This window comes from Frankia canadensis, assembly GCF_900197875.1.
Classification (GTDB): domain Bacteria; phylum Actinomycetota; class Actinomycetes; order Frankiales; family Frankiaceae; genus Frankia; species Frankia canadensis.
Map to the genome: position 1 here is coordinate 1 of NZ_FZMO01000018.1, position 21552 is coordinate 21552.

Annotated in this window: 19 protein-coding genes; 12 read left to right on the forward strand and 7 right to left on the reverse strand. The window is 73.7% G+C overall.

Annotated elements, in window-relative coordinates; translation table 11 throughout:
- Nucleotides 1–520: LysM peptidoglycan-binding domain-containing protein (locus C1A33_RS36145; protein ID WP_243407101.1), on the forward strand; the 520-nt coding region annotated here is incomplete at its 5' end.
- Between the two features lie 27 nt (nucleotides 521–547).
- The gene (locus tag C1A33_RS37310; protein ID WP_101829955.1) at nucleotides 548–1462 is read left to right on the forward strand and encodes an Rv3235 family protein; all 915 of its coding nucleotides are present in this window, start codon (nucleotides 548–550) and stop codon (nucleotides 1460–1462) included.
- A 78-nt stretch (nucleotides 1463–1540) separates the two neighbouring features.
- On the opposite strand, the gene secA is transcribed toward C1A33_RS37310, so the two are convergent.
- Nucleotides 1541–4510, reverse strand: a complete 2970-nt coding sequence (gene secA / locus C1A33_RS02765) for a preprotein translocase subunit SecA (protein ID WP_101829956.1) — start codon at nucleotides 4508–4510, stop codon at nucleotides 1541–1543.
- A 390-nt stretch (nucleotides 4511–4900) separates the two neighbouring features.
- On the opposite strand from secA, the gene C1A33_RS02770 reads away from it, so the two are divergent.
- The gene (locus C1A33_RS02770) at nucleotides 4901–5482 is read left to right on the forward strand and encodes a GNAT family N-acetyltransferase (protein ID WP_101829957.1); all 582 of its coding nucleotides are present in this window, start codon (nucleotides 4901–4903) and stop codon (nucleotides 5480–5482) included.
- 12 nt (nucleotides 5483–5494) lie between these two features.
- Here the strand turns inward: C1A33_RS02770 and C1A33_RS02775 are convergent, their stop codons facing one another.
- The 3 genes from C1A33_RS02775 to C1A33_RS02785 form a co-directional block, all read right to left on the reverse strand.
- Complete coding sequence (locus tag C1A33_RS02775; RefSeq protein WP_101829958.1) at nucleotides 5495–6208, reverse strand: response regulator; 714 nt, start codon at nucleotides 6206–6208, stop codon at nucleotides 5495–5497.
- Nucleotides 6209–6339: 131 nt separating this feature from the next.
- The gene (hpf, locus tag C1A33_RS02780; protein WP_101829959.1) at nucleotides 6340–7098 is read right to left on the reverse strand and encodes a ribosome hibernation-promoting factor, HPF/YfiA family; all 759 of its coding nucleotides are present in this window, start codon (nucleotides 7096–7098) and stop codon (nucleotides 6340–6342) included.
- A 325-nt stretch (nucleotides 7099–7423) separates the two neighbouring features.
- Nucleotides 7424–8245, reverse strand: a complete 822-nt coding sequence (locus C1A33_RS02785; RefSeq protein WP_101829960.1) for a ComF family protein — start codon at nucleotides 8243–8245, stop codon at nucleotides 7424–7426.
- Between the two features lie 415 nt (nucleotides 8246–8660).
- Between C1A33_RS02785 and C1A33_RS02790 the strand changes: the two genes are divergently transcribed.
- From C1A33_RS02790 to C1A33_RS02810, 5 genes are all read left to right on the forward strand, one after another.
- Nucleotides 8661–9719, forward strand: a complete 1059-nt coding sequence (locus C1A33_RS02790) for a DUF7847 domain-containing protein (RefSeq protein ID WP_101829961.1) — start codon at nucleotides 8661–8663, stop codon at nucleotides 9717–9719.
- On the forward strand, nucleotides 9716–10450 hold the full coding sequence (locus C1A33_RS02795; protein ID WP_101829962.1) for a DUF4129 domain-containing protein: 735 nt from the start codon (nucleotides 9716–9718) through the stop codon (nucleotides 10448–10450). Before C1A33_RS02790 ends, C1A33_RS02795 begins: the two co-directional genes overlap by 4 nt.
- A gap of 95 nt (nucleotides 10451–10545) precedes the next feature.
- The gene (locus tag C1A33_RS02800; RefSeq protein WP_243407102.1) at nucleotides 10546–11889 is read left to right on the forward strand and encodes a DUF4350 domain-containing protein; all 1344 of its coding nucleotides are present in this window, start codon (nucleotides 10546–10548) and stop codon (nucleotides 11887–11889) included.
- A 95-nt stretch (nucleotides 11890–11984) separates the two neighbouring features.
- Complete coding sequence (locus C1A33_RS02805) at nucleotides 11985–13082, forward strand: AAA family ATPase (protein ID WP_423748029.1); 1098 nt, start codon at nucleotides 11985–11987, stop codon at nucleotides 13080–13082.
- Nucleotides 13083–13091: 9 nt separating this feature from the next.
- Nucleotides 13092–14387: a DUF58 domain-containing protein gene (locus tag C1A33_RS02810; protein ID WP_101829963.1), complete on the forward strand. Its 1296-nt coding sequence runs from the start codon at nucleotides 13092–13094 to the stop codon at nucleotides 14385–14387.
- Here the strand turns inward: C1A33_RS02810 and C1A33_RS02815 are convergent, their stop codons facing one another.
- On the reverse strand, nucleotides 14388–14873 hold the full coding sequence (locus tag C1A33_RS02815) for a DUF5990 family protein (RefSeq protein WP_101829964.1): 486 nt from the start codon (nucleotides 14871–14873) through the stop codon (nucleotides 14388–14390).
- A 683-nt stretch (nucleotides 14874–15556) separates the two neighbouring features.
- Between C1A33_RS02815 and C1A33_RS02820 the strand changes: the two genes are divergently transcribed.
- Nucleotides 15557–15844 carry a VOC family protein gene (locus C1A33_RS02820; RefSeq protein WP_243407103.1) on the forward strand — a complete coding sequence of 96 codons (288 nt, stop codon included), beginning with the start codon at nucleotides 15557–15559 and terminating at the stop codon, nucleotides 15842–15844.
- Between the two features lie 85 nt (nucleotides 15845–15929).
- Here the strand turns inward: C1A33_RS02820 and C1A33_RS02825 are convergent, their stop codons facing one another.
- Nucleotides 15930–16940: a stage II sporulation protein M gene (locus C1A33_RS02825; RefSeq protein WP_101829965.1), complete on the reverse strand. Its 1011-nt coding sequence runs from the start codon at nucleotides 16938–16940 to the stop codon at nucleotides 15930–15932.
- 235 nt (nucleotides 16941–17175) lie between these two features.
- Between C1A33_RS02825 and C1A33_RS02830 the strand changes: the two genes are divergently transcribed.
- Nucleotides 17176–18210, forward strand: a complete 1035-nt coding sequence (locus C1A33_RS02830; RefSeq protein ID WP_243407104.1) for an RDD family protein — start codon at nucleotides 17176–17178, stop codon at nucleotides 18208–18210.
- 24 nt (nucleotides 18211–18234) lie between these two features.
- On the opposite strand, the gene ahcY is transcribed toward C1A33_RS02830, so the two are convergent.
- Complete coding sequence (gene ahcY / locus C1A33_RS02835) at nucleotides 18235–19545, reverse strand: adenosylhomocysteinase (protein ID WP_101829966.1); 1311 nt, start codon at nucleotides 19543–19545, stop codon at nucleotides 18235–18237.
- Between the two features lie 145 nt (nucleotides 19546–19690).
- Here ahcY and C1A33_RS02840 point away from each other — a divergent pair, with 145 nt between their 5' ends.
- Nucleotides 19691–20209, forward strand: coding sequence for a MerR family transcriptional regulator (locus C1A33_RS02840; protein ID WP_207770126.1), 519 nt, complete (start codon nucleotides 19691–19693; stop codon nucleotides 20207–20209).
- A 574-nt stretch (nucleotides 20210–20783) separates the two neighbouring features.
- A partial coding sequence (locus C1A33_RS34530; protein ID WP_480014303.1) for a transglycosylase domain-containing protein occupies nucleotides 20784–21552 on the forward strand: 769 nt, incomplete at its 3' end.

The following is a 21552-nucleotide window of genomic DNA, read 5'->3' on the forward strand; positions in this document are numbered from 1 at the left end:
CGGCACCCCCGTCCCCGGCACACCCGTCCGACTCACCACGGCCCGGCTCCCGGCGAGCTGGCCCGATCTGACCCGCCCCTCGACGCAGCCGGCGAGCCCGGCGGGTCCGTCGACGGCACCGACCGGCCCGGCCCCCGCCGGCGGTGCCTCGACCGCGAGCGGATCGGACCACGCCACCCGTCCCCCGTCCCCGGGAACCGCGGCGTCCCCGAGCAGGCCGAACACCTCGCCCCCGCCGTCGGCCAGACCGAGCGCGCCGTCGCGGGACCCGGTCGTCCCCCCGGCGCATCGGGGCACGGGAGTACCCGCGACCGGCGCGGCGACCGGCGGCGAGGAGATCGTCGTCCTGCGCGGCGACAGCCTGTGGACGATCGCCGCGCGCCACCTCGGCCCGACCGCCACGCACGAGCAGATCGCGGCCGAATGGCCCCGCTGGTGGGCCGCCAACGCGGACCTGATCGGCCACGACCCGAACGTCATCCTTCCCGGCCAACGTCTCAGACCGCCATCCGGGCCCTGACCCCGCCCGCCACCCTCGGAGCCAGCCGTGACCGCATCCTGTGCCCTGACCCTGCCCCGACGAACACCGTCGACCGCGAGCGTGCGGCTACTCCCCGTCCCCTCCACCGAACCGCCGTTCGACGACGAGCTCGGCCCAGCCCCCGCCGGGACCGCCATCAGCCGCACCGTGCGGGCTCCCGGCCATCCCGCCCGGTCCAACCCCACCATCTCCGCGCCGCCCCTCGTCCCGACGACCGACGCCGACGCCGCCACCGCGATTCCGGCCACGCACGGCGCCCCCGACCCGGCCGGGGCACACTCCGTCCTGGGCGTCCCGGCCGCCCGAACCCCGCTCGCCGACGGCCGGGGGGGTGGGACCGCTGGCACGGGTGGCGGGCCGCCCGCCACCCGGCCACCCACCGCTCGACCGCCCGCCGCCGGCCGTCCCACCTCGACGGTGATGTCCTCACCCGCCACCCGGCCGCCGGGTAGGAGAACGGCGCCCGAGCGGCCGGTCGACCGCTCCCCGCGGCGCCTGGCCGTCCCGCGGCACGTCTTCACGGAGTCCGGACGGCCTGTTCCGCCGCTCGCGCCGAACGCCTCGTCCCCGGCCACCGCGGGCGGTGCGACACACGGCGCCGACGGACGGCCGATGCCCTCGCCGCGCGAGGCCGCCGTGATCGTCGTCAGGGCGATCGTCGAGGCGCTGGGCGGCGTCCGTCCCGTCTCCCACCTCGCGAGTTGGACGACCCCGCGCCTGCAGAACGATCTCGAGAGGACCGCGGCGCAGCTCACGGATCGCCGGCGCGGTCAGGTCCGCAGTGTCCGGGTCAGCGAGCCCCGACCCGGCGTCGCCGAGGTGTCCGCGGTGATCAGCCGTGGCTCCAGGGCGGCGGCGCTGGCGCTGCGGATGGAGTCCACGAGCGGCCGCTGGCGGGTGACCACCCTGCAGGTCGGCTGAGCGCTGCCGCGACCGTCGCGACCCAGGTCCCGCCCCGGGTTGGTCTCCACCGCCGGGGCGGGCCCGCGTCGGACCGAGCTACTCGGCGTTGCGGCGCGACGGGTCGCCGTGGCAGCGCTTGTACTTGCGGCCGGAGCCGCAGGGACACGGCGCGTTGCGGGCGGGCCTTGCGGAGTCACCGCCGGAGGTGGCGGCACGACCGCCGCCGGCGCCGCCGCCCGCAGGCCGCAGGCCGGGCACGCCGCCGCTGTCCGTGCTGGTGACCGATCCGGACGAGCCGCCGTCCACGGACGGCGCGGTGTACCGCAGGCCGCCGGTGGGCCGACGGGTCTCCAGCCCCTTGACGAAGACGGGCGGCGGAGCGGCGGGCGTCGGCGCCTCCGGCACCGGCGGCGACGTCCGGCGGGCTGTCGGCGCGGCTTCCTCGTCCTGCGCACCGCCCGGCAGGGCGGCGGGCGGCGCGGCGGGCAGCACGGCGGCACTGACGGGGAGGGCCGGCGTGCCGGCGGGAGCGGCGTCCTCGCCGACGGCGGGCGCCTCGCCCTCCTGGCCGGCCACCTGCACCTCGGCGTTGAACAGGAGGCGGACGGACTCCTCCTTGATGCCCTCCATCATCGTCTGGAACATGTCGAAGCCCTCGCGCTGGTACTCGACCAGCGGGTCGCGCTGCCCCATCGCCCGCAGGCCGATGCCCTCCTGCAGGTAGTCCATCTCGTAGAGATGCTCACGCCACTTGCGGTCGAGGACGGCGAGCACCACGCGCCGCTCCAGCTCCCGCATGATCGGCTCCTCGTCGGGGCCGTCTCCGAGCTCCAGCTCGCGCCGGTCGTACGCCTCCTGCGCGTCGGCCTGGATGTCCTCCAGCAGGTGGTCCGGGGTGAGCCCGTCGCGATCGTCGGTCTCGGGGGCCTCAACACCGACCGGGTAGAGCTGGCCAAGCGCCGTCCACAGCTTGTCGAGCTCCCAGTCCTCGGGGTAGCCGTCGGCCGTGGCGCCGACGACGTAGCCCTCGATCGTGTCGTCGACGAAGTGCCGCACCTGCTCGTGCAGGTCGGCGCCGTCGAGAACCTTGCGGCGCTCGTCGTAGATGACGGTGCGCTGCTTGTTCATGACCTCGTCGTACTTGAGGACGTTCTTGCGGATCTCGAAGTTCTGGCCCTCGACCTGCGTCTGCGCGGATCGGATCGCCCTCGTGACGATCTTCGATTCGATCGGCACGTCCTCGGGAATGTTGAGCCGATCCATGATTCCCTCGACGGCGGCGGCGTTGAACAGACGCATCAGGTCGTCGCCGAGGGAAAGGTAGAAGCGCGACTCGCCCTGGTCGCCCTGGCGGCCGGCGCGTCCGCGCAGCTGGTTGTCGATGCGCCGGGACTCGTGCCGCTCGGTGCCGAGGACGTACAGGCCGCCGGCGGCGACGACCTCCTCATGCTCGTTCTTCACCGCCTGGCGGGCCTTTTCCAGCGCCTCCTGCCAGGCGGCCTCGTAGTCCTCCGGCGTCTCGATCGGCGACAGCCCGCGCTGGCGCAGCTCCTCCCGGGCCGCGAACTCCGGGTTTCCGCCGAGCATGATGTCCGTGCCACGGCCGGCCATGTTCGTCGCCACGGTGACGGCGCCCTTGCGGCCCGCCTCGGCGACGATGGTCGCCTCCCGCTCATGGTGCTTGGCGTTGAGGACCTCGTGCGGCACGCCACGCTTGGCGAGCGCCTTGGACAGGTACTCGGACTTCTCCACGCTGGTGGTACCGACCAGGACCGGCTGGCCCTTCTCGTGCCGCTCGGCGATGTCCTCGACCACGGCGTCGAACTTGGCGATCTCCGTCTTGTAGACGACGTCGGCGCGGTCCTGGCGGACCATTGGCTTGTTCGTCGGGATCGGAACGACGCCGAGGGTGTAGATCTGGTGGAACTCGGCCGCCTCGGTCATGGCCGTACCGGTCATGCCGGAGAGCTTGTCGTAGAGCCGGAAGTAGTTCTGCAGCGTGATCGTCGCGAGGGTCTGGTTCTCCTGCTTGATCTCGACCTTTTCCTTGGCCTCGATCGCCTGGTGCATTCCCTCGCTGTAACGCCGGCCGTGCAGCACCCGGCCGGTGAACTCGTCGACGATGAGCACATCACCGTCGGTGACGATGTAGTCCTTGTCCCGCTTGTAGAGTTCCTTGGCCTTCAGCGAGTTGTTCAGGTAGCCGACGAGCGGCGTGTTCACCGACTCGTACAGGTTCTCGATGCCGAGCTGGTCCTCGACCTTCTCGACGCCGGACTCGGTGATGGCGACCGTCCGCTTGCCCTCGTCGACCTCGTAGTCGGTGTCGCGCTCGAGCAGGGGGGCGATGCGGGCGAACTCCGTGTACCACCGGGTCGGGTGGTCGGCCGGACCACTGATGATCAGCGGTGTGCGGGCCTCGTCGATGAGGATCGAGTCGACCTCGTCGACGACGGCGAAGTTGTGGCCGCGCTGCACCAGCTCGTCGGCGCTCCACGCCATGTTGTCGCGGAGGTAGTCGAAGCCGAACTCGTTGTTGGTGCCGTAGGTGATGTCGCACGCGTACTGGACTCGGCGCACGGCCGGCGGCATCTGCGGGTGGATGACGCCGACGGTCAGCCCGAGAAAGCGGTGTACCCGGCCCATGTTCTCGGCGTCGCGCTGGGCGAGGTAGTCGTTGACCGTGACGATGTGCACGCCCTTGCCGGACAGCGCGTTCAGGTAGGACGGCAGGGTGGAGACCAGGGTCTTGCCCTCACCGGTCTTCATCTCGGCGATGTTGCCGAGATGAAGCGCCGCGCCGCCCATGATCTGCACGTCGAAGTGCCGCTGGCCGAGGGTCCGTCGGGCGGCCTCGCGCACCGCGGCGAATGCCTCGGGCAGCAGATCGTCGAGGGTCTCCTCGCCCTCGGCGAGGCGCTGGCGAAACTCGTCGGTCATGCCGCGCAGCTCGCTGTCGGACAGCCCGGTGAAGTCGTCCTCGATCAGGTTGACCTGCTCGGCGATCGCCTTGAGCTTGCGCAGAATCCGGCCCTCACCGGCACGCAAGATCTTGTCTAGAACCACGGGCGAAACTCCTCCGGCAGGCATGTCGGCGAGGTCACCGACCACACGATGCTAGCCCCTGGACCGGCACCCACAACATCCATCGGGGCGCGGTTCCCGCGCGGCGCTCCTCCGGAACACGGAAGTCGCGCCACGGGTGTCTCCGCATGGACGAGCAACGTGCACAGCGGCAAACGCCAGGGCGACGCGCGGACCGCCGGCGTGCGGTCGACCGCCGTCTCCACCTCCAACGAGCGACGGCTCTGTCCGGTGCCCGACATCGGCCGCGCGCGTCGCCAACCCTGTCCTGGCCGTCCGCGGCGTCCACCCACGATGGCCCGCCGGACACCGTCCGGACCGGATCCGGACAGGCCGAACATCGGCGGGCGAGGCCAGGTAGTAGAAGAAGGCATGCCGTCCCTCGAGGCCGCGGAGATCACCGCCGGTCGACTACACCTGCGGCCATGGCGTCCGTATGATGCCGACGCCGTCCACCGGCTGTGCCAGGATCCGCAGATCCAGCGCTGGACGCGGTTGCCGTCTCCCTACGAGCACGCACATGCCGAGGACTTCGCGACCCGGCAGGCCCCCCTGTCCTGGGTGCAGGGAACCGGTGCGCCGTTCGCGGTCGTCGACGCGACGACGGAGGAGCTGCTCGCCTCGGTGGAGCTGATGCACATCACGGCGCAGGGAGAGGCTGAGATCGGTTACTGGTGCGCGGCGCACTGCCGCGGCCAGGGCGTGGCGTCGCAGGCCGTGGCCGCGGTCTGCCGGTGGGGCTTCGGCACGCTGGGCCTGTCCCGGATCGAGTGGCGGGCGGCTGTGGGCAACGTCGCCTCCCTGCGGGTGGCCAGGAAGACGGGCTTCGTTCTGGAGGGCACTCTTCGTCAGGCCCTCGTGGTGGGGGGCGGCCGGCGAGTCGACTGCTGGGTCGGCTCCCGACTGCCGGCCGATCCCACCCCACCCGGCCGGCCGCCACACCGGTCCGGGTGATGCCGCGGCTGATCAGGTGATTTCGAGGAGCTTCTCCCGGACCGCGTAGACCACGGCCTCCATCCGCGAATGGAGCTGGAGCTTCTCCAGGATGTTGCGAATGTGGTTCTTCACCGTGTTCTCGCTGATGTACAGCTGCTTGGCGATGTCGCGGTTGTTCATGCCCTTGGCGACGAGCCGCAGCACCTCCATCTCCCGGTCGGTGAGCCGGGGCGTGGGCAGCTGCGGCCGGTCGTCCTTGTTCTTGATCATGGCCGCGAACTCGCTGAGGAGCTTCGACGCCATGGACGGGCTGATCAGGCTCTGCCCGCCGTAGACCGCCCGGATGTCCGCGGCGACCTCGTCGATCGAGATCTCCTTCAGCAGGTAGCCCATCGCCCCCGCCTTGATCGCGTCGTAGAGGTCGGCCTCCTCGTCACTGATCGTCAACATCACGATCTTCGCGCTCGGCACCGCTTCCTTGATGGCGCTGGTCGCGTCGATTCCGCCGCGCCGCGGCATCCGCACGTCCATGAGCACAATGTCCGGGGCCATCTCCTTCGCCATGGTCACTGCCTCGGCACCATCCGCGGCCTCGCCGACGACCTCGATGTCAACCTCCTGGCCGAGCACCATCTCCAACCCGCGACGGAACAGTGCGTGGTCGTCGACGATGAGCACCCGGATCGGATTCGCCTCCGAAGGCGTCGGCAGCACCTCCTCAGCGCGCTGCTCATCCACCGTCATCTGACCTCCTTAGACCACCTTCACCCCGGTTACGCCACCCCACGTGACTACACGCGGGGTGGCGTACCGTGCACTCCGACACCCGAGGCAAATGGTCCCACGCCACCCGGTGGACGTGACCTGCAGATCGTCTAAAGAGCGGCGGAGCTCGCGAACTCGCTGCGGTCGCCCGCCTCCGCGCCGGCGGCCTCGGAGCCGGTCAGCCGGATGACCCCGTAGTTGTAGCCCACCCGGCGGTAGACCACGCTCGGCAACCCGCGGTCCGCGTCCAGGAACAGGTAGAAGTCATGACCGACCAGCTCCATGTTCGACAGCGCTTCCTCGAGCGTCATCGGGTCGGCCTCGTGGAGCTTCTCCCGTACCACCAGCGGCGCCTCGTCGGCGGAGCCCTCCTGGTCGGCCTGCTGGTGCAGTGAGGCCGCCGCGTCGACGGGGGCGGCGACGACCGGACGGGCCGGCGAGACCCCAGCGCTTTCTGCCTCGGCCGGGCGGCGCGTATCGGCGGGGCGGGCGCCCTCCAGCGGCATCAGGCTGTCCAGCGGCACCGAGGTGATGCCGGCCGGCCGGCTGCCGGCGTGGTTGGCGTGGTGGCGGAGCCGCCGGTCGGCGGCCCGGCGCAGGCGCTCGGCGAGCTTGCCGGCGGCCAGGTCGAGGGCGGCGTAGCAGTCGGCGGCGGCGGCCTCGGCCCGGATCACCGGGCCCCGCGAGTACACGGTGAGTTCCACCCGGTCGCAGACGTCGGCGAGACGCGGGTTGTGCTCCTTCGACAGCTCGGCATCCACCCGGATGATGTGGGAGTTCAGCCGCTCGAGCTTGGCGAGCTTGGCCTCGACATGCTTGCGGAACCGTTCCGGAACCGCGGTGTGCCTGCCCTTGACCACGATGTCCACGCGATCCACCTCCCGTTCGCAATCCCGGCGTCGCGACTCGTCCGAACGGCCTCGTCACACGCCGGTATCCCTCGGCGCCCGCCGCGTTCGCCCGCATGCGGGCCGAGACGATCCACGGACGCCCTGTCCACGGTTGTCACACCTTCCCATCGTGCCGTTCTGCGGACGGTTGCCCGTGTTCGGCTCCTTCCCGCTTGCGGTCCCGCTACTCCGCCCGTTCGCCCAGCATCCGCACGACAGGTGCGCTACTCCGCACCGGTCCCAGGTCCCGGCGGCGAGGGCCGTTCGGCACCTGGCCCCTTACGGGTGGCGCGTAGCGGTAGTTTCACCCCGATGGGCCGCCGATCGCAGGCAGTCGCGCTTTTCCGCGCGTCGGACCCGCGGCGGCGACGACGGCGATCACGTCGGCCCGCACCGCGCCGACCCGCAGGGCCCGCACCGCCTCACCCACCGTCGCTCCCGTGGTGAGCACGTCGTCGACCACCACGACCCTTGCCCGGGGCGAGGCGCCCGCCAGAGCAGCCGCGCGACCCGGCCGCCCCAGCGCGAACGCCCCAGCCACGTTCGACGCCCGCTGCGCCGCGCCAAGCCCGGCCTGGTCCGCCAGGCGCCGCACCGGACGCAGCAGAGGCACCACCCGCACCCGGATCCCGGCTCGACGCAGCACCGCGGCGGCCGCGGAGCACAGCAGAGCCACATGATCGAAGCCGCGCCGGCGACGGGCGGCCGGGGTCGTCGGCACGGGCACGAGCGCCAGGGACGGGTGCCCGGCCGGGCCGCGGCCGGCGGGGGCGACCCGGTGTGAGCCTCGCGGATCGTCGGACGGAAGTCCCTGGAGGACGGCCCGGGCCAGCGCGGCGCCGAGGGGCCGGGCCGCGTCCGTCCGGCCGCGTTCCTTGTAGGCCAGCAGCAGCGACCGGACCCGGCCGCCGTAGGGGGCTGCCGCCAGGCACGGCGGCAGCCCCCGCCGCCGCGGGGTGGCCAGGGAGCCCGCGGCGGCGAGGAGGGTGGGACCGCGCAGCTCCGCCACGCACGCCGGGCAGGCGGCGGCGCCGCGACTGCCGCAGCCCGCGCAGGACAGCGGAACGACGAGGTCGGCAAGGACGGCCAGGCCACGGCCGACGAGGGGCGGGAGGAAGCGGGTCACGCAAGAAGGATCACCGGGACCATGCCGCTGGCCAACCCCGAGGACTCCATCTGTGGACAGCGCCCGAGTGAGGTCCACGCCTGTGGACAGAGCTGCTCCTCGGGCCCTGCGAGCCCGTTCTCCTCCACAGCCCGCATCGAGTGTCCACAGCTACGGCTCCATGGCGAGGTGCCGGGCACGGATCTGAGACGATCGGCAACGACAGATCATCAGGTGCCGTCCCGCCGTGTCGTGGTCACGACGGCGCCAGGGAGCGCAGCCGCCCCGCTGGGGGCCGGGCCCGCCAGGTCAGTATGGGCCCGGCGGCGTACGGTCGCCCGGTCCCGGCCCCACCATCCGACAGGTGCGGAACGGTCCCGGTCAGTCGCCCGAGCAGCCCGCACGACCTGCACGAACGACGAGTGGAGACACAGCGATGGCCGAAGGACCCGGCTGGGCCGCCCCTGGTGCGCCGCCGCCCGGTGGTAGCAGTCCTGGCGGGCCGAGGTGGGGCTCCCCACTCCCACCGGACGGGTGGGGAGGCGGCCAGGCCACGCCGTCGGGTGGTGCCGGTCCCGGTGGCGGTCCGGCGGGCCCGGGCGGCGGTCCGCCATCGAGCTGGCACGGCGCCCCGCCCGGGCCGCCGAACCCCTGGCGCTGGGGCAGTGCCGCGCCCAAGCCCGGCATCATCCCGCTGCGTCCCCTCGCGCTCGGCGAGATACTTGACGGCACCTTCGCCACCATCCGTGCGAATCCGGGCGCCACCATCGGCGTCACCCTGGCCGCGGCGACCGTCGAGCAGATCATCGCCACGGCCGTCACGATCTCCACCGAGGACTCCTCGACGGCGACCATGGCGCTCGGCACGCTCGGCACGGTCGTCATCGGCTTCGTGGTGCGGCTGTTCCTGTCCGGTGTGCTCAGCGTGGTGGTCAGCGAGGCGACGCTGGGCAGCCGGATCGGTCCGGTCGACGCGGTCCGCCGGGTGCTGCCGCGGCTCGCCGGGCTACTCGGCCTCACCGTCCTGGTAACGCTGGCGGTGCTGCTCGGCACCGTTGCCCTGCTGGTCGGGGCGATCGTCGTGGGGGTCTACCTGGGGCTTGCCACCCCCGCCTACGTCCTGGAGGGCGGCGGGGTCCGCCATGCGCTGCGCCGCTCGGTGACGATCGTGCGCGGGTCCTGGTGGCGGACGTTCGGCATCCTCCTGCTGGCGACGGTGGTCGCGCTCATGCTCAGCGCGGTCTTCGCCCTCGCCACGGGGATCGTCCTCGCCTCAGCGCCTGGCGTCTTCGGAGACTTCCTCGACGGAGACCTCACAACGACGGGCCATATCGTCGAGGGCATCGGCAACCTGCTGGCCACCACCGTCTCCGCGCCGATCATCTCTGGCGCCGTCGTCCTGCTCTACATCGACCTGCGGATCCGGCGTGAGGGCCTCGACGTCACCCTCGCCGAGGCGGCGCGCCAGCGCGCGGCGGCCGGAACCCCCCGATGACCCTCGGCGGCCCCGTCAGCCGGGACGGCGCCCGCGACGAGGCGCACCGCGAGCTGTCGCGCGCCATCTACCAGGGCAAGGGGCCGAGCTGGTGGGATCGCGCGCTCGGCTGGATGACGGATCGGGTCTCGGACCTACTGTCCCGGATCTTCCCGCACGACGGGCCCGGTGGCGGCAGCTCACGTGGGCTCGGAGCGTTGGCGCTGGTGGTAGTGCTCGTCCTCGCCGTGGTCGCGGCACGCTGGTGGCTCGGTCCGGTGCATCGGACCGCGCGGGCGAAGCGCGCGGACCAGGACGATCTGTCGAGCCCGCTGACGGCGGCACAGCTGCGCGCGCAGGCCGAGCGGTATGCCGTCGGCGGCGACTACACGATGGCGGTGCGGTCCCGGCTCCGGGCGATCGCGCGCATGATGGAGGAGAAGGGCGTGCTCGATCCGCGTCCCGGCCGCACCGCCGGCGAACTCGTCGCCGACGTCGCGGCGGCGATCGCGCCCGGGGGTCGTCCGCCGACCCGGCCGGTCGCACGCGAGAGCCGCGGGACTGCCGCCGACGAGCCGCTGACGGCCCTCGCCGCCGCCGTCGACGTCTTCAGTGAGACCTGGTACGGCGGCCGGCCCGGGTCCCGGGCCGGCTACCAGGTGATCGTCGACGCGGACGCCACGCTGTCCCGGGTACGTGGCGTCGGCGGCGGGCGGGACGACGCGGCGGACACGCTCGCGGTGCCGGTGTGAGCGCCGCCGGCGTCCGGACCGCTCCCGCGGCAGGTCCGACGTCCACGGCCCTGCGGGTCGGGCCCGGGCGGCCCGCCGTGCGCAGGGGCGCCTGGGTGGTCGCCGTCCTGGGCGTCCTCGTCGTCCTCCTCCTCGTGATCCTGGGTGTCGCCAGCCGGTCGACCGGCTCCGACGCCCTCGACATCCGCGCCGCCAGGCCTGACGGCGCGCGTGCGCTGGCCGAGATCCTGCGCGCCCGCGGCATCGCGGTGTCGGCCGCGCAGACCCTGCCCGCCCACGCCGGTGCGGGGGAACCACGCCGCACGCTGGTCGTGCTCGAGCCCGGCCGGCTGAACCACGACGAGCTCACCGACCTGCTCAGCCAGGTCTGGCAGGGGTCCGACGTGGTACTCGTCGCGGCGGGGGACGCCGTCCTGGACGCGCTCGACGTAGGGGTGCGCCTGTCCGACGATCCCCCCTCGGCGCAGGACGGCGTGCCGCGCTGCGCACTGCCCGAAGCCACCACCGCCGGCAGCACGACGCTGCGCGGAGGCCGCGCCTACACCCGGGCCGAGACCGACCGGCGGGCCGACATGAGCCTCCTGCTCTGCTACGGCAATCCGCCCGCCGCGGCCCGTCTCGCGGTGCTGACGCCCGACGTCGCGGCCGTGCCGGGCGGCGGGCAGAGCGGCCGGCTGGTGCTGCTGGGCTCGGCCGGCCTGCTCACGAACCAGGAACTGGACCAGGACGGCAATGCGGCGCTGGCGCTGGGGCTGCTCGCCCGGCACTCCGGGCTGTCCTGGATCACCCCGGTCGCGGATGCCAGCGACGGGGTGGGCAGCCGCAGCCTGGTCGACCTGCTGCCCGCCGGTGTTCGCGTGGCGTGTCTGCAGGTGATCGTCCTGCTCGTGCTGCTGGCGCTGTGGCGTGGGCGCCGCCTGGGCCCGCCGGTCGCGGAGCCGCTGCCGGTCGTGGTCCGGGCAGCCGAGACCGTGGAAGGCCGTGGTCGCCTGTACGCGGTGGCGCGGGCCCGGGACCGGGCGGCCGACGCGCTGCGGGCGGGAGCGCGGGTGCGGCTCGCCGAGCGAAGCGGCCTGCCGGTGCGATCAGGTCCCGCCGGTCCCGCCGGTCCCGCCGGTCCCGCGGGACCGGATCCGATCTCGCTTGTGGCCTCCGTCGCGGAACGCACCGGACGGTCACCGTCGGAAATCGGATCGCTCCTGTACGGTTCGGGCATGCCGCCGCGGAGCCATCCCGGTCCCGGCCCGGTCGGCCATATCGTCGATCAGGTCCAGACCCGTGACCTGCCCCCGAGCCCGAAGTGGCCGTCGGGCGCCTCGCCCGGAGCACTCGCGGGGCCGCCCGGTCGCCGCGGCGCGAAGCCCGGCCGGGCGGACGCCGACCTGCTGGCGCTCGCCCTGGCCCTCGACGACCTCGACCGACAGGTAGGTGGACGGTGAGCTCCCCGAACATCGACGCGCAGTCGACCGCCACGGCCGCGCAGCCCCCCGCGGCGCAGCCGCGAGCCGAGGAGGATGCTCCCGGTGACGTGACCCTGCGCCGCCCGGACACGGCACCGCCCCAGCTCGCCCCGGCCACAGCCAGCGCCCCGGCGCAGGCTCCGGCCCCGACCGCGTCCGCCGCCCCGGTCCCACCACCTCCGGCAGCGGAGCGCCCGGCGGGCCAGGGCGTCCCGCCCGACCCGGAGGCCGCCCGCCGCGCGCTGATCGCGCTGCGCGGGGAGATCGCGAAGGCGGTGGTGGGTCAGGACGCGGCGGTCAGCGGGCTCGTCGTCGCGTTGCTCTGTCGCGGGCACGCGCTGCTCGAAGGCGTGCCCGGGGTGGCGAAGACCCTGCTCGTGCGCACGCTCGCCACCGCGCTGTCGCTGGACACCAGACGGATCCAGTTCACCCCGGACCTGATGCCCGGCGACGTCACCGGTTCGCTCGTCTACGACAACCGCAGCTCGGCCTTCACCTTCCGGGAGGGTCCGGTCTTCACCAACCTGCTGCTCGCGGACGAGATCAACCGGACGCCGCCGAAGACCCAGGCCGCGCTGCTGGAGGTGATGGAGGAGCGCCAGGTCAGCGTGGATGGCGTGCCCAGGCCGCTGCCCACGCCGTTCGCGGTGCTGGCCACCCAGAACCCGATCGAGCACGAGGGCACCTATCCACTGCCCGAAGCGCAGCTCGACCGGTTCCTGGTGAAGGTGACGCTGCCGCTGCCGCCACGCGACGACGAGATCCGGGTACTGGCCCACCACGCGGGCGGGTTCGACCCCACGGACCTGTCCGCGGCCGGCGTGCGGCCGGTCGCGAGCGGCGCGGACCTGGCGGCGGCGCGGGCGGCCGTCCTGCAGGTCGCGGTGCATCCCGAGGTGCTTTCCTACATCGTCGACCTCGCCCGGGCGACCCGGGTCGCCCCCAGTGTGCAGCTCGGCGTGTCGCCGCGCGGGGCCACCGCCCTGCTGGCCACGACGCGGGCGTGGGCCTGGCTGTCCGGGCGCGGATACGCGACCCCGGACGACGTCAAGGCGTTGGCCCGCGCGACCCTGCGGCACCGGATCAGCCTGCGGCCCGAGGCCGAGCTCGACGGCGTCACCGCCGACGTGGTGCTGGAACAGGTGCTGGCCACCGTCCCGGCCCCGCGGTAGCGGCGCCCTATGGCAATCAGCGGCCGGACTGTCGCGTTGGCCCTGTTCGGGGTCGCCGTCGTGGTGCTGTCCCCCGCGCCCGGCCTGACCCTCGCGCTGGTCAACGTCGTGCTCGTCGGTCTGGTCGCGGTGGACGTGGCGCTGGCGGGCGCTGTTCGCCCGCTGGAGTTCGGCCGGTCCGGGCCGACGTCGGCCCGCCTGGGTCAGCCGGTGCCCCTCGTGCTCGCCGTCAGCAACGGGGGCGGGCGCGTCGCACGGGTCCGGCTGCGGGACGCGTGGCCGCCGTCGGCCGGCGCGCGACCGCGGACGCACCGGGCGCGCGTCCCGCCGGGCGAACGCCGCTTCCTCGAGACCACGCTGTACCCCACCCGGCGCGGGGACCGCGAGCCGTTCCGGATCACCGTGCGTTCGCTGGGGCCGCTCGGCCTCGCCGGCCGGCAGGGTCGCCATCACTGCCCGTGGCGGGTGCGGGGGCTCCCCCCGTTCAGCTCGCGGCGGCACCTGCCCGCCGCGCTGGCCCGGCTGCGCGAGGTCGAGGGCGAGGTCTCGATCCGCGGCGCGGGGGCCGGCTCCGAGTTCGACAGTCTCCGTGACTACGTCATCGGTGACGACGTCCGTCTCATCGACTGGCGGGGCACCGCGCGGCGCGGCGCCGTGGTCGTCCGCGCGTTCCGGCCGGAACGCGACCGCCGAGTCGTCTGCGTGCTCGACACCGGTCGCACCTCGGCGGGGCGGGTCGGCGACACCCCCCGGCTGGATCATGCACTCGACGCCGCGCTGCTACTCACGGCCGTCGCGCTGCGCGCGGGTGACCGGGTCAGCCTGGTCGCCCACGACAGCGTGCCGCGGCTGCGGCTGCCCGGCTCGCACGACCACGCCTTCCTGGCCCGCGTCAGCGACGCGATGGCCGGGCTGGAACCGGCGATCGTCGAGGCCGACCACGGCGGGATCGTCACGACAGTGCTGCGGGAGGCGTCCCGCCGCAGCCTCGTCGTGCTGTTCACCGAGCTCGCCCCGGCGGTGATCGAGGAGGGCCTGCTGCCGGCCCTGCCGACGCTGACCGCCCGGCACAACGTCGTCGTCGCCGCACTGCGCGATCCGCGGATCGACGAGCTGGCCGCCGGCCGGGACGACGTACGCGCCGTGTACGCCGCCGCGGCGGCCGAGCAGACCCTGCTGCGCCGGCGCGCGCTCACCGAGACGCTGCGCCGGCGCGGCGTCGAGGTCGTCGACGCGCCGCCGGATGGCTATGCCGCGGCGGTCACCGACACCTACCTCACCCTCAAGTCCCTCGGCCGGCTCTGATCATCCGGCCCCGCCGGGCTGGCCGGGCGGCTCGCTGGAGCCGGCGACCCAGGTGACGCGCGGCGGACGGACCGCCGCGCACAGGGGGTCACCACGGTCATCGGTCAGCCCGAGCCGGCCCACCAGCAGGCCGCCGCGCATCGCGTCGGCGAGGACGTCCGCCGGGACGGCGTCGAGCATGAGCTTGGCGCGCCGGAACATCGCGAACGTGCCGGCCGCGTCGACGTCTCCCCAGGACAGATAGAGAAACCTCGCGCCCGGCCGGCCCTGGACGTGGCGGCCCCGCAGGTCGACGCCGGCGGGGCCGGAGGTCACCGTGCAGTCGATCGTCCACACCGCGCCGATGGCGTCGCCCCGCTGTAGGTCCAGCAGGGCGTCCTGGCGGCCACGGGCCTGCAGGCCGACATGGACGTTGTCGTGGACGCGGTCACCGTCCGGGGCGCAGCGGACACCGGGTAGATCATGGGCCTCGACGCGGATGCGCACCGCGACATCATGCGCCACCGCGGGCCGCGGACGGCCGCGTCAGCGCGGCCGCCGCGGGGGCGGCACCGCAGATCCGGCACGTCGGCCCACCCGCCACCGGAGCCGGGCCGCCGTGCGGCCACGGAGCCGGCGCACCCGCGCCGGCCGGCGCCTGCCAGGCAGTCGGCGCACCGGGAGGTCCCGCCGGACCACCGAACGGCGGCGCGCCCTGACCGGGTGGTCCGGGCGGCATGGCAGGCCCGGACAGGGCATCGCGCCGGGCGGAAACGGGCCGGGCCCGGCAGGGGTCGGCGCCGCGAACCCGGGGCCTGGGCCCGCCTCCCGGCCCTCCCGGCCCGGCGAAGGGCGGTGTGCCAGGGCGGGTGGCGGAGGGTAGCCGAGGCCCTCGCCGGCACCGCCGGGCGACGGCCGAGGTCGATTTGCCTTGTCTGCTCGAATCTTCCAGATTTGATCCACGACAGTACTGGCCGGGCTCCACCCCGGTCTACGAGTAGGTCCGTGGACGGATGTGTCAGACGCCCGACGCCGGGCCGGCCGGAACGCAGCCCTCGGCGCCGAGAACTGTCGGGCCCTCCCCGTAGGCTCCCGCCCATGATCGATCACCTCGGGGTGCAGGCCGCCGACGTCCCGGCGTCCCTCGCCTTCTACCTCCGTACCTTCGCCGCGTCGGGATCGAGGAGAAGATGCGCTTCCCGCACGGCGACTCGATCGTCGTCGGCCTGGCCGGGCCGGACGGCCAGGCCTCCCTCTGGCTCAGCCCCGCGTTCGCCACCGAGCGCCGCGAGCTCCACGTCGCGTTCCGGGCACCCGACCGCGCCGCCGTCGCCGCCGTACACGAGGCCGCTGTCCGCGACGGCGTCGAGGTGCTGCACGCCCCGCGCGAGTGGCCCGAGTACCACCCCGGGTACTACGCGGTGTTTCTGCGCGACCCCGACGGCCACAACGTCGAGGCAGTACATCACGGACCATGACAGGCGGCGCGTTCGCGTGCAGGGCGGTCGCGGGCCCCGGTCAGGCTGCCTGACGGCGACCCAGCGGCTCCCTGCCCAGGTGTGCCTAGGTGACGGGCGCCAGATCGGCGGCGCCGCGGGTGGTTTCCAGGTCGGCGGACTCCCCCGCGGCAGCCGCCCGGGAGCCGTAGACGGCGATGTAGACGACGAAGCCCGCCCAGGCCAGGGCACCGATCCCGATCCGCACCGCGGTGGGCAGGCCCGACGGTGTCACGAACGCCTCGATGACCCCGGAGACCGCGAGCGCGAGCGCTGCGCCCAGCGTGATCGACACCGCGGCCCGGCCCTCCGCCGCCAGGGCCTCGGCCCGGCGGCGCGCGCCGGGAGCGATGATCGACCAGCCGAGACGCAGGCCCACCGCGCCCGCGACGAACACCACCGTGAGCTCGAGCATCCCGTGCGGCAGGATCAGGCTGAAGAACTGGTCGCTCTGCCCGCAGCTCGCCATGTATCCCCCGACGATCCCGGTGTTCACCGCGTTGACCAGCAGCACCAGCAGGGTCGGCAGGCCGAGCAGCACGCCCGCCGCGACCGCCGTGGCCGACACCCAGGCGTTGTTGGTCCACACCTGGCTCGCGAACGACGAGGCGGGATGCTCGGTGTAGTACGACGCGAAGTCGCTGCGGCACAGGTCGGCGACCGCGCCCGGCGGGACGATCCCCGCCCGCGCCTCGTCGTCGCCCACGATCCACAGGCCGATGGCCAGCGCGAGCAGCAGCGAGCCACCCGCCGTCGCCAGGACCCACCACCGCCGCTGCCAGACGGCCAGCGGGAACGTGATCGTGAAGAACCGGCCGACCACATGCCACCCGGGATCGGGCGCTCCGGTCACCGCCGCGCGGGACCGGCTCACCAGGTTCGTCAGGTCGTCGACGAGGCTCGTGTCGTACGAGCGGGTACGGATGACCGACAGATGGGTGGCGGTGCGCTGGTAGAGCTCCACCAGCTCGTCGAGTTCCGCCGCCGCCATCCGGCCGGGGCGCCCGGCCCGGTCGACGAGCCGGCCGAGCCTGATCCATTCCGGCCGGTGCACGGCGACGTACGCATCGAGATCCATGACGGACCCATCCTTCCAGAGCGGCCGCCGAACCAGGACGTCAGGAGGCGTTCGGCGAGCCCGGCGAGGCGAGGGTCGTCAGGTCACCGGGCTCCCGAGACGCCGATCCGGATGTCTCCCGCCGGAACGGGTGTGCCCGTCGATCGACCGCATAGGGTCCGTGTGAACCCCATAGGGTCCGCGTGAACCCCATAGGGTGATGGTCTGACGCATACCGAGATCCCCTGGGGGCGGCGTGAACCAGGCCATGCCGCGCGGCGCGACCGACGCGCGGTCCGCCGCCGCTACCGGCCGCGCGCGGGCCGGGGCCGCTGGGGACGCGCCGGGGGCCGGGGGCGCGCAGCGAATCATCACCGGCGAGGCGGTCGCGATCGACCTGCGGGTGGCGCGGCTGGGCTCCCGGCTGGTGGCCGGACTCATCGACCTGCTCGCCCAGCTGTATATCTTCTACTTCCTCGCGATCGTGGTCGTGTTCGCCGTGCGGCCCGACGACGACGCGCTCGCCGCCGCCGTGTTCCTGCTCGTCTACGTCACGATCGTGCTCGGCTACCCGGTGGCGTGCGAGACGTTCACCCGCGGCCGCACGCTCGGCAAGATGGCGATGGGCCTGCGGGTCGTGCGGGATGACGGCGGGCCGATCCACTTCCGGCATGCCTTCGTGCGCGGCCTGGTCGGCGCGGTCGTCGAGCGGCCCGGTTCGCTGCTGGGGCTGCCCGCCGTCATCAGCATGCTGGTCTCGCGCAACAGCAAGCGGCTGGGCGACGTGTTCGCCGGGACGGTGGTGCTCCAGGTCCGCGTGCCGCGCACCGTCGGCGCGACGCCGTTCGTGCCGCCCGCCCTGCTGGGCTGGGCGAGTCTGCTGGACCTGTCCGGGCTGGACGACTCCCTCGCCCTGCGCGCGCGGCACTTCCTTAGCCGGGCCCACGCCCTGTCGCCGGCGGCGCTCGACCGGATGGGCCGGGGGCTGGTCGACGAGGTCCGTGCCGTCGTCACCCCCGCGCCGCCGCCCGGGACACCGGGCTGGGCGTTCCTGTCGGCGGTGCTCGCCGAACGAACCCGGCGTGCCTACGCCCGGCTCATCGCGCAGCGCCCGCCGGAGGCACCCACGGGCCCGCCGGGCGGCCCCGCCGCGTACGCGGGCGGTGGGTTCGGGGGGCCGCCGGGCGGACACCTGGGAGCGCCACCGTGGGTGTCCCACCCGCCGGCGCCGATGCCGTCCCGGCCACCCGTCCTGGTGCCGCCGAGGCCGCCCTCGCCACCGTCATGGTGACCGGCAGATCCTGACATCGGGTTGTCAGGATCCATGCTCCCAGGAGTTCAGGTACTCCACCTGGGCCGGCGTCAGGGCGTCGATCTCGATGCCCATCGAGGCGATCTTCATGCGGGCGACGTCCTTGTCGATCTCGGTCGGCACGTCGTAGACGCCGGGTTCGAGCCGCTCGCCGCTGGTGTGCAGCCACTCGGCGGTCAGCGCCTGGTCGGCGAAGGACATGTCCATCACCGCCGCGGGATGCCCCTCCGCGGCGGCCAGGTTCACCAGCCGGCCCTCGGCGAGCAGCAGCAGCCGGCGCCCGTCGGCGAGGACGTACTCGTCGGTCGAGGGGCGGACCCGACGCGGCTCGTCGACGGCGAGCTCGGCCAGCGCGACGATGTCGATCTCGATGTCGAAGTGGCCGGAGTTCGCGAGCATCGCGCCGTCCCGCATCAGCACGAAGTGCTCCCGGCACAGGATGTCGCGGTTTCCGGTGACCGTGATGAACACGTCGCCAAGCGGGGCGGCCGCCGCCATCGGCATGACCCGGAAGCCATCCATCGCCGCGTCCAGCGCCTTGGTCGGGTCGATCTCGGTGACGATCACCGCGGCGCCGAGGCCCTTCGCCCGGGAGGCCACCCCGCGGCCGCAGTAGCCGTAGCCCGCGACGACCACGGTGCGGCCGGCCAGCAGGGTGTTGGTCGCGCGGAAGATCGCGTCCAGGGTCGACTGCCCGGTGCCGTAGCGGTTGTCGAACATGTGCTTGGTGTCGGTGTCGTTGACCGCCATCATCGGGAAACGCAGCGCGCCGGCGGCGGCCATCTGGCGCAGTCTGATCACCCCGGTGGTCGTCTCCTCGCAGCCGCCGCGCACCCCGGCCAGCATGTCCGTGCGCTCGGTGTGCAGGAGGGTGACCAGGTCGCAGCCGTCGTCGAAGACGTAGTGCGGCGCGGTGTCGAGCGCGGCACCGATGTGCGCGTAGTAGCCGTCCCGGTCGACGCCGTTGCGGGCGAAGGTCGCGATGCCGTACTCGGCGACCAGCGCCGCGGCCGTGTCGTCCTGGGTCGACAGCGGATTGGACGCGCACAGCGTGACCTCGGCGCCGCCGGCCGCCAGGGCGCGCATGAGGTTCGCCGACTCGGTGGTGACGTGCATGCAGGCCGCGACGCGCACGCCGGTGAACGGGCGCTCGGCCGCGAAGCGCTCGCGGATGCGGCGCAGCACCGGCATCGCCCGATCGGCCCATTCGATCCGGGTCCGGCCCTGGGCCGCCAGCGCCAGGTCGGCCACGTCGTGGCGCGGCAGCGCGGCGGGATCGGGCAGGTCGGGTAGCAGATCGGCCAGGTCGGGCATGACGCTCCTGCGGTGCGTGCGGCGAGGTGTGTCATCACGATGACCAGCGGACCCGGATGGCGTCAACGAAACTGACAGCCTCTTGTCAGGATGAGTGCATGCGACGGCCGACCGACCGTACGCTTCGCCGCATGATCGGACCGACGTGAGGGGCCAGGATGCCGCCGTCCCACCGCGGCGGGAGGACTCGTTCGTGCGGCAGGTGCTGGAGCGGCTGCGCCAGCGCGTCCAGCTGCGGCCCGAGCAGCGGCTGCCGATCGCCCGGGCGGCGGCCGTGCTGCAGACCACGCCGCGGATGCTGCGCTACCGCGAGTCCCTCGGTCTGGTGACCCCCGCCCGCTCACCGGGCGGTCACCGTGAGTACGGCGAGCGCGAGCTGCTGGCCGCCGCCTACGCCGACGAGCTGGAACGGCGCTACCACGTCAGCCCCAGCGATCTCGCCTTCGCCGTGCGGGTGCTCGCCGAAGTCGAGGTCGCCGCGGACGTGCGCCGGCTGGGGCAGCTCACCCGGCGCATTCCGCCGTCACCGCCGGTAGCGGCCCTCGACTTCGAGGCGCAGAAGGCCCGTCGGCTGCTGCGCATGCCCGGACTGGTTCGCGCGCACCCGTCGGACACCGGAGCCGGAGCCGGGCCATCGGAGCCCCACTCCCTTAACGTCCGCTAAACAATCCCGGACGGACCGCGCACATGCGACCTGCCGGTTGGCTTCACGGGGAAACGCTCGTCTACCGTTACCAGCGGTATCGGACCGTCCCCGGCAACCGGCCGCAATCCGTACGCACGTACGACCAGGCGCGCTTCGTCGGGAATGTCCGAATCCCTCGCACCACACGGGGGCCGAAGGGCGACCAAGCACCGGCTCCCGCATGCTGGTGGAGGTCCCACGAAGATCCCGGCGAACTCGCCGGCCCACCGAGGGGGTGACGTCGACGTCTGGCGGACGGGAGTCGAGCGCTCCATCCCGGCCCGTCCCTTCGGCGGACGGTGCGTCGCGCGCGGGGTCAGGCCGCGACGGTTCCGGCCACGCCGGATCGGGACGTGCCAGTTCCGGCCGTGCCGGATCCGGGCGCGCGGGGTCGGCCAGCGTGCCACCACGGGCCGGCGCCCAGCCGCGATCGGTCGCGGCGGAGCGGGCCGCGACGCCGCCCAGGGCGAACGCGCCGGCGGCCGGCTCCCCGCCGCCCGCCGCGGGCGCGGGGGCCGCGGGCACGAAGGCGGCAGGCATGAAGGCGGCAGGCATGAAGGGCGCGCGCACGAAGGTGGCGGCCTCCGGTCGTCGGGGGGCAGGATCGGGCTCGGTTCCGGCGGTGACGCGACCCGCGGACCCGCCCGCCCAGTCCCGCAATGGACACGCAACCGGGGTGCGCCCCACCGGCGGTGTGGCCGTCGCGGCGCCGGAGGACGACGGGCGAGCCGGCGCGGGCGCCCGCGACACCCCTGACTCGCAGTCCGCAGTGGGTGACCGTCCACCCTCGCCCGGCGGCCCGGGAACCCGCCCGCTGGTGCGGCCGCCGGTGAACCGGCGGCGGGTCGCGCGGAAGATGGCCCTGACCGCCGGCGCGCTCGGCGTGGTCGTGGCCCTGCTGTCGCTGCCACTGGTCGGCGCGATCGGCCTGTTCGCCAAGGGCAGCGCCGATCACTTCCTCTCGTTGCCCAGCGAGCTGATCACGCCGCCGCTGCCGCAGAGCTCGACGATCCTCGCGTCGGACGGCTCGGTGATCGCGACGCTGCGCGGTTCGGAGAACCGGATCGTCGTCCCCGGCAACCAGATCCCCAAGGTCATGCGGGAGGCGATCGTCTCGATCGAGGACTCCCGCTTCTACCAGCACGGCGGGGTGGACCCGCAGGGCGTGCTGCGCGCGGCGCTGCGCAACAGTGAGGCCGGCGGGGTCGCCCAGGGCGGTTCGACCCTCACCCAGCAGTACGTCAAGAACGTGCTGCTGCAGAACGCCCGGACCTCACAGGAGCGCGAGGTGGCCGCCGGCGACTCGCTGGACCGCAAGATCC